Origin of the sequence: Planktothrix sp. FACHB-1355 (assembly GCF_014748295.1) — a bacterium.
Classification (GTDB): Bacteria; Cyanobacteriota; Cyanobacteriia; order Cyanobacteriales; family Aerosakkonemataceae; genus Aerosakkonema; species Aerosakkonema funiforme_A.
The window spans coordinates 1-9,234 of the sequence record NZ_JACJUP010000141.1; the positions used below are offsets into that span (position 1 = coordinate 1).

Below are 9,234 nucleotides of genomic sequence, written 5' to 3' on the forward strand. Positions count from 1 at the left end.
ACACATTATTAGTTTGCGTATCCAGCAATTTCTTACCATCTGCATTCTCGATACAAATAGAAGTGCCGATGGCATTGGTAATGTCATTGATGACATTTGATATTTCTCTTTTAGTAACGAGTTTCCTAAAATTAACTTGAGCCATCTGCTTTATATTTATAGTAGCTGGGATAGCGCGTTTAGATATTTCTAATTTACACGCTCGATGAAAGTATTCCCATTTATGGCTCCATAATCTATAATTTTTTACAAGAATTTACATTGACTTTAATCAAACTTTTTCGTTTCCAAAGCGCCCGAATTAACCTAGCACTAAGGGTGTTTGGCATTTTCTTCTTTTTGTATTCCCCTAGATTTTGTGAAAGTTAAAACCATACAGATATTTGATTAATTCCGATGCTACAACAATACCCTCGCCATTTTCCCGTAGGTTGAGTTGAGTGAAGACAAACTCAACTGAAGCGTTGGTTTTCGTACCTCAACCCAACCTACAAAGTTAGTTTTGGGATGGTTTCAAAACGATCGCAACCTAAAATCGCTGAGGTTAACCAGGCTGCGCTACTTTATGTATCACAAATAATGTAATTTGGCAATGGCAATATTGCTGGATTTGAAGACTACGCTAATAGTAGCGTAGCCTAAGTTGCAATATACCCTACGGCTAGTGTAAGGTTTTAGATCCCAGTTGCTCTAACTTACGACAGGGAAGTAAAGGAATCGATGAAGCGTCACCCGATGCAAGGATTTTGGATTTACTCGCCCACTCCCCCCTCTCCCCTCTTCCCCTAGCCCCTAGCCCCTAGTCCCTAGCCCCTAGCAAATGCGTCCACTCAGTTTAGACCCGGAACACTTTCGAGAATTAGTATCGTGCAGCGGCATTGACTGCAAGCTTGCCGCGCTGAATTTCATTTCGCTGACAGCAGATGCTGTCGTGGATCGTTTGTGGATATCGCCTGCTATGTGTAGTGCGGGGATACAACACAGCAGCTGGCTTCGTCGCCACGCTTTTATCGCTGCGGGAGGCTGGTGGTGTTCGGGACTCGACCCGCTCAACAATTGGCGCGAGATGAAGTGGGGGTGCTATAAGCCAAATCGTCCCAGGCTCAACAAAAAGGGCAAGTCAATCAAGTACGAACATCCCCCCAAAACACCGACGCGGGTTTTTTGTTTGCGGGTACCTTTGCACGTTTGGCAGCAGGTTTCTCGGCGCTACAACGTTGCCATGCCAGAGAATATTGTTATTACAGAAACTGGGGAAGCGCTGGGATTTTGGCAGTGGGTAGTCGCAGAAAAAATTCCTGTAATTATCTGCGAAGGTGCGAAGAAAGCAGCTGCTTTGTTGAGTCAAGGATATGCGGCGATCGCATTACCGGGAATCAGTAACGGCTACCGATCGAGCAAAGATTTTCAAGGTAATGTTATTTCTCGGCAGTTAATACCGGAGTTTCTCCCATTTACTGAGAAAGTACGCACATTTTATATTTGCTTTGATTATGAAACTAAACCCAAGACGCTCCGGGCAGTTAACAATGCGATCGCACAACTCGGTAAACTTTTCAATGACAAATCTTGTTCGGTAAAAGTTATCCGACTTCCGGGAATGGAAAAAGGTGTTGATGATTTTATCGTTGCCCAAGGTGCTGCTGCTTTCGAGTTAGTTTATCGAGCTAGCGCCGACTGTGAAACCGATATTGCCAAAACCAAACCCCATACCGAGTTAAGCTATGCGATCGCATTAACTCTCAATCGTCCCTATCTGGAAAATCTGCCTTTTCCCGCATCTGGATTAGTGGGAGTTAAGTCTGCCAAAGGTACGGGAAAAACCACCGCGCTTTTACCGCTTATAGAAGCAGCGAAAAAAAGAGGTCAGCCGATCTTATTGCTTACCCACAGAATCCAATTAGGACAGTTTTTGTGCGAGAAAATCGGGGTGAAATGGGGCATAGGGCATGGGAATCATCGCCGTGACGCGGAAACAAGCTACAGGTGTGAAGAAATAAGACAGTCTCTGCCAATGCCCCAGACGCGATCGCTTGGACTTTGCATCGATTCAATTTGGAAGTTAAACCCGTCGCAATGGCAGGGTGCGATCGTCATTTTGGATGAAGTCGAACAATGTTTGTGGCATCTCCTCAACAGCAACACTTGCAAGGAAAAAAGAATCTTAATTTTAAGAGTATTTCAGCAATTAATTGCTACCGTATTGCAAAGTGGCGGTTTAGTGATTGCCCAAGATGCCGATTTATCAGATTTATCCCTAGATTATCTCAAAGGACTGTCTGGAATTGAGATTTCGCCGTGGGTGGCGGTGAATGAATGGCAATGCGATCGCGGTTGGGATGTCACTTTTTACGATACCCCAAACCCAACATTGCTAATTCAACAGTTGGAAGTTGACTTAATTGCGGGGAAAAAGTGTTATGTTACTACCGATAGTCGCTCTGGGCGTTACAGTTGCGAAACGATCGATCGCTACATCAAACAGCGTTTGGAACAGTTGATCCATAAATATCCCAAAACGCTAGTAGTCAGCAGTCAAACAACCCGCACATCCGGTCACGAAGCGGTAAATTTTGTCGAAGATATCAATAAAAAAGCTTTGGAATATGACGCTGTTTTCGTCACTCCCAGTCTGGGTACTGGTGTGAGTATTGATGGGGAACATTTCGATCGCGTTTATGGTATCTTTCAAGGAGTAATTCCAGATTGGGAAGCGCGACAAGCTTTAGCGAGAGTGCGTGCTAATATGCCGCGATTTATCTGGTGTGCCAAACGCGGTATCGGTTCGATCGGTTGTGGCAGTAAAAATTACCGCGTGCTATCGGAATGGTATCAGGAAAATCACAAGGAAAATTTAGCTTTGATGAGTCCTTTGTATAAGGTTGATGTCGATTTACCTTTTGTTTGCGATCCGATTCATCTGAGAATTTGGGCTAAGTTGGCGGCGAGGGTAAATGGATCGATCGCCCTGTATCGTCAATCAATGTTAGAAGGTTTGATGGCAGAAAAGCATCGGGTGAATGTAATTAGCGATGTTTCTCCAACCGATATTGTGAGGGATTTACGCATGGCATTGATCGCCACAAATTCTGCGGATCTCGAAATTAGAAAGAATTTGGTACTGCAAATCGTCAAAGTGCAAAAAGAATTTTACGAACGCAGCCAAAAATCTAAGTCTATCAAAAAACAAATTAAGAGAATTCGCACGCAAGCAGAATTCCAATCTGCCTGTGCGGTTGCCTGCGCTTGCGATATCAGCCATAAAGAATACGATCGCTTGTTAGGGAAGCGATCGCTAACTGATGACGAACAAAATCAAATAGATAAATACATCTTGCGACAGCGTTACGGGGTAGAGGTAACTCCGCAGTTGAAGCTGCGCGATGACAAGGGATATTATTCGCAATTGCTGCTGCATTACTATCTAACTCATGAAAGCGAGTATTTCCGAATTAGAGATTTCCAAGAATGGCATCTGCAACTTTATAGAGGCGAAGGCAAAGTTTTTTTGCCAGATATCAATGTGTATACTTTGAAAGTTGAGGCGCTTTTAGCGTTGGGAGTACAGCAATTTTTAGAACAGGAGCGAGAATTTCGTCAGACAGATGCAGATTTGATTCGTCTGAAAGAAACGGCGTTTCGATACAGCAAGCAAATTAAAAAGACTATTGGTATCAATATTCCGATGGAAACAGAAAGGTATACCGTTACTTCTATAAAACTCGCCAATAAACTTCTTAGTCTGTTGGGATTAAAGCTGGAGTATTTTAAGGTGGACGAGGTACAGGGAAACCAAACTAAGGTTTATAGAATCGCACCAGAAATTCTTGATGATGGACGAGAGGAAATTTTTCAACTTTGGCATAAACGCGATACGTTAATTTTAGAAACTCTCAGCCAGAGACGTTTAGATTTAGAGTCGCGCAGTCACTTCGGAGTTAGTGTTAGGTGAGCTTTGCTATTAGCTTCCACTGCACTGCGTTCCCAAAGCATGGGATAATATTGAGTCTTTCGCCAAAGTTCGATCGCATTATCGTAGTTGGGATGAAAAGCATGACCGGATTGTCCGGGAGGGTGGATGCTGAGGGTGTTTTGCAAATTGCTCAAATCGACGATCGTTCGCATCGAAGGTAACCATACCACCTCAAAGGATTTGCTGGCATCCCAACCTGTGGCATTGACAATTGAACCGCCCCCTGAAGTAGGAAATGGCCCGCGATTGAACAGTGCTTCAATGGGAGCAATTCCTGATTTGCCTAGAGTAGCATTGCGGAAAGTGGCGGTGTGTAAATTGCCCCAACGCCATTTAGTCGGGTCTTTACCCAAGGTGCGTTCCAATTCATCCACTGCTTTGGTAAAAGCTTGTTGGAAAATGCGATCGCGATTTTCAATCTCAGGCGTTGTTTTATTATCCCACCAACGGCTATTCGGTTGCCGCACCAAGCGACCTACTATTTCAAACCAATTATCTTCACCGTCTGGCCAATAATCTTGAGGTAAATCGTCGTGAAATGTGTCAGCTAAAAGGTGCTTCCAAAAAGCCGCAAACAAAGCCGGGGCAGCCAAATCCATATTGTCTTGGAAATCCCAACCTACCCAAATATTGCGTACCCGCTTTAAGCGATCGTCATTTAAAGGAATTTTTAGCAAAATCGGTACTAAATTTTCGGCATTTAAATTCTTATTATCCCCTTGCATCTGCTGAAAATAGGTTACAGAAATGGGAGCTTTTTGTGACTCGATCATCTCCACAATTCGCTTAGCGCGGAAACCGTAATCCCAATCTTGTGCGATCGAATATGGGTAATTTTGTCCAACTACCGCATTGTTGGCGGTGACGATATAACCTTGGGGCGGGTTAAAAGCGAAGGGAAGTTGCGAAAAAGGAAGGTAACCTTTCCATTCATAATTGTCAGTCCAACCGGGCACGGGATAGCGCCCGTTGCCACTAGCGCGAATGGGGATTTTTCCGGGCATTTGATACCCAATATTGCCATCAATATCTGCATAAATGAGATTTTGGGACGGCACATCAAATTCTCGTGCAGTATTGCGAAATTCATTCCAATTTTGGACGCGGTTAATATTGAAAATTGCCCGGAAGCTATTGCCCGGTTCCAGCGCTGTCCAACGCAGAGCGATCGCGTAATTTTGGGGTAGATTTATGCTAGTTTTTTGATTAAAATTTTCCAGATCCTTATAAGTGTCTGAGAGAATCGGCCCGTGACGGGTGTAACGCACTGTCAGGGAAAGGGAATCGCCGCCAGCGATTTGGATATTTTCTTTGACGAGTTTCATATCAACCCATTTCCCATTAACTTCGTACTGATTGGGATTATTGGGATTGATTTTCTCAATATACAAATCGGCCACATCTGGATCGACATTGGTAAAACCCCAAGCAATGCGATCGTTATGACCGATGACAACTCCCGGCATTCCCGCAAAGGAAAAACCGTTAACTTTGTAGGGACAATCAGATGTTTTGGCAGTGCAATGTAAACCGACTTGATACCAAATCGAAGGCATTTGAATGCCCAAGTGAGGATCGTTTGCCAAGATAGGCTTACCTGTGGCGCTGCGCTTACCTGAAATCACCCAACTATTTGAACCGATGCCATTTCGGGTTTTCCCTAATAAGCCGTTTAAAGTGTTAAGCTGTTTGGCGATCGGCTGTAAGGCAGAATCAACTGCCGGAGCGTCAGGATTAACTAAAGCAGTTTTATCAAAACTATTAGCATTATTTGGATTGGGAACAATTAGGGGATGCTTTTTGGGATAAGGAAGAAACAGGTCATTCAATTGAGATGACGTTAAACTTTTGGAAAAAATAGCATTTTGAATTTCATTATCAAAACTGGTGCTGAGATCCAATGCCATCACTTTCACCCAGGTTAAACTGTGGAGAGGTTGCCAAGGTTCGGGCTGATATTTTGGATTTAATTGTTTGAGGATAGTGTATTCTAAACTAATAGCACCGTCTTGGCGATCTTTGAGATAAGCATTAACTCCATCTGCATAAGCTTGCAAGATTGCTTTGGTGTTGGGATCGAGTTGTGCTAACTCTTGTTGTGCTACCCGCGCCCATCCCAATGTCCGCAAAAACTTATCGGTATCTAGTTGAGATTTGCCGAACATTTCTGCTAGGCGACCCGAACCGATATGCCGCCAAAAATCCATTTGCCAGAAGCGATCCTGTGCGTGGATATAGCCCTGTGTCATGAATAAATCGTGTTGGTTGGAGGCATAAATATGGGGGACTCCCCATTTATCTCGAAAAACTTCTACTTTATCTTTTAAACCGGATATTTTAATAGTGCCTGTTTCTTGCGGCCAGGATTTACGAACAGTATAAAAAGCCAAACCGCCAGCTATAGCTGTTACTGCGAGGACACCTGTACCGACAATTTTGAGTGCTTTAATTAATTTATTTTTCATGTTCGTTTGCGATATTTACAATCTGTGTAATGGCATCGGGTAGTTCATTTTCTACTAAGCGTAGGGGTGGATAGAGGTAGGCGATCGCAACTGCTAACATATTAAGAATTCCCATAACAATAAATACTAACCCAATGCCGCGCCCTTGTCCTACGCCGATCGTCAGTCCGATACTTGGAGCTAGTGGGCCATTAACGGCAAGCAGTGGCTCGAAAATGCGATCGGCTAACGGCCCTGCAATTATATAAGCAAATGGCAACGATGATAAGCCGATCGTGCGCTGTACGGCAAACACCCGTCCTTGCACATCCGGCGCGACTTTGGTAAACCAAATAGCTTGACTGGAAGCCAAGATAAACGGCAAGCTGAATAAATAAACAAAAGCGGCGGCAGCAATGAGTGGGGCGCTAGGTCGTAATCCCCCTATACATAATAATAAACCTTGCAACAGAGTGAAGCCAAGTATACAGTAAATACGGCGTTTTAACCCCGACCATACACTCATGACAACGCTACCCAAAAGCATTCCGCTACCGCCAATAGATAAGATAGTGCCAAGGACGGTACTAGAGGTGAAGCTCAAAACTAATGGCGTCAACAAAACTTCGACAATGCCTAAAGTAAAGTTACTGAAACTGTAAAATATCATCAGTCCGAACAGTCCGGGGCGTGTGGAAATATAAGTCCAGCCGTATAATGTTTCTTGCAGTAAAGATTTCTTTTTATCTTCGTTTTCGGGGATAGTCTCCGGTTTGGGAATGCGGACGAACAGCAGCGTTACGAAGGCAAAAATAAAAGTGACAAAATCAATTAGGATGACGCCTTGAATCTGAATTTTGCTAACTAATAAACCTGCGAGTACTGGTGCGACAAGTTGCGAAGTTGCTTGTGCAAATTGTACCATACCGCTAGCGCGACTGAGATGTTGTTTGGGAACGAGTTGTGCGATCGCAGCATGATAAGCTGGCCAGTGAAAAGCGCTAAAAAGAGAGCTAGTTGCCACAGCGATGTAGATTTGCCAAACTTGCAATTGACCTGCAAACAGTAGCAAAGCAACAGCCAGAGTGCCGATACCTGCGCCGCAATCGCTTACTAATAAAGCTATTCGCCGATTCCAGCGGTCTATAAAAGTGCCTGCGATCGGTAATAGCAAGATGCTAGGTAGAAAAGTGAACAGAGAAATGAGGGCAAAATCCGTGACTGAACCAGTGCGCTGATATACCCAAATACCCAGTGCAAAACTCGTCAGACCGGAACCGATTAGCGAGATAAGTTGCCCAAACCAAATGATAATAAAAACCTTCATATGATTTTAGATTTTAGATTTTAGATTTCAGATTTGCTAATGTTTCCGGCAAGCATTAACCAAAAATTTGAAATTTTAAATCTAAAATTTCAAATTCACGATAAATTGTATCGTTTTTGGAGAAAGAACGTACACAATAGTATCATCAGCGTTGATTCTAACGCGATGCGTTTGCGCTCAGCCATGTTGGGAAGTTCATCCAGCAAGGCAATCACAGTCGATCGATCGAAAAACGGCACCGATGCCATCACAGAACTGCGTAAAGAATCTTGCATCAATGCGTACAAACGATTGTTTGTTAAAGTAGCAGGTGGAGCGGTGAAAGGATGTTTGGGACGGGTGTAAACTGTGTCGGTTAAAAAAGGTCGGGATGCTTCTCGCAATACATATTTTTCCCGCGTTCCAGATGTCAGCAGCGAAACGGGAATTTGGCGCACTAACTCAAAAAGATGGTGATCTAAAAATGGCAACCGGAGTTCGACGGAATTTGCCATTTCCAGACGTTCGGCAAACAAAGAATAATTAGGCAAGATTGATTTCGACCATAAATATAGCGATTGTAAAATCCGATCGCGCCCTAATAGCTGTCCTTGGAGATCGAATTGGTTCAAAAAGATGCGGTAGACATCGCGATCGGCAAATTTGGCAGCATAATCTGGTGCTAAGAGAACATGGAAAAAAGCTCTATCTACTGCTACGTTTTTCAACCAAGATGGCACAAAGCCCAAAGTTTCCTGTACCCCAGCTAAAGATGCTGGCGTACTGTGACCAGATGCGGAATTTCCTCGCAAATCTTGTCTGATATTACCGTATCCGGCAAATATTTCATCAGAACCATCGCCCGATAGTACAACCTTGTAACCTAGCTCGTGTACTACGCGACTTTGTAAATATCTGGCGACACCACGACAGTTAGTATCGAGAATTTCAGCGTGCCAAATTGCATCGGCAATATTGTCAGCAAAATCGGAAGAGTTGACGGGAATCTGCTGAAAGTCGGCTCCCACTTTTGCTGCTGTTTCGCGAGCGATTTCCCCTTCATCGTAACCGACTCCCTCGAAAGCGATCGTGAAAGCTCTTATGGGTTCGCTACTATATTTTGCAGCGATACCGAGTACAGCAGAAGAATCGAGACCGCCGCTGAGGAAACTGCCAACTGGCACATCTGCCCGCAGTCTGAGTTTAACAGCTTCCTCCAATTTGTAACGAACTTGTTCGATATATTCGCGATCGTTTCTAGGTGGAGGAGGCGCATCAAGTGTGGGGTAATCGAGATCCCAATAGCGAACAATTTGTATGCCTTGATGAGTTGCTAGAAGGTAATGACCGGGCGGTACTTGATAAACGCCTGCAAATAATGTGCGGTCTTGGTTTAAGTAAAGAAATAGTTGTTGGAAAAATGACTCTTCATCCCAACGAGCCGTCACGCCTGCGGCAAATAAGGCTTTGGCTTCTGATGCTAGATAAAGTGTGTCGTTAACTATTGTGTA

The 9,234-nt window shown here is 43.9% G+C and carries 4 protein-coding genes; 1 reads left to right on the forward strand and 3 read right to left on the reverse strand.

What is annotated here, in order from left to right:
* Positions 1 to 820: 820 nt before the first annotated feature.
* Positions 821 to 3,952, forward strand: coding sequence for a plasmid replication protein, CyRepA1 family (locus tag H6S82_RS09045; RefSeq protein WP_190465303.1), 3,132 nt, complete (start codon positions 821 to 823; stop codon positions 3,950 to 3,952).
* On the opposite strand, the gene H6S82_RS09050 is transcribed toward H6S82_RS09045, so the two are convergent.
* From H6S82_RS09050 to H6S82_RS09060, 3 genes are all read right to left on the reverse strand, one after another.
* On the reverse strand, positions 3,928 to 6,438 hold the full coding sequence (locus H6S82_RS09050) for a penicillin acylase family protein (protein WP_190465302.1): 2,511 nt from the start codon (positions 6,436 to 6,438) through the stop codon (positions 3,928 to 3,930). The genes H6S82_RS09045 and H6S82_RS09050 overlap by 25 nt on opposite strands.
* A complete protein-coding gene (locus tag H6S82_RS09055) occupies positions 6,428 to 7,744 on the reverse strand; it encodes an MFS transporter (protein ID WP_190465301.1) in 1,317 nt (438 codons plus the stop codon). Before H6S82_RS09055 ends, H6S82_RS09050 begins: the two co-directional genes overlap by 11 nt.
* A 95-nt stretch (positions 7,745 to 7,839) precedes the next feature.
* A partial coding sequence (locus H6S82_RS09060; RefSeq protein ID WP_191056162.1) for an asparagine synthase-related protein occupies positions 7,840 to 9,234 on the reverse strand: 1,395 nt, incomplete at its 5' end.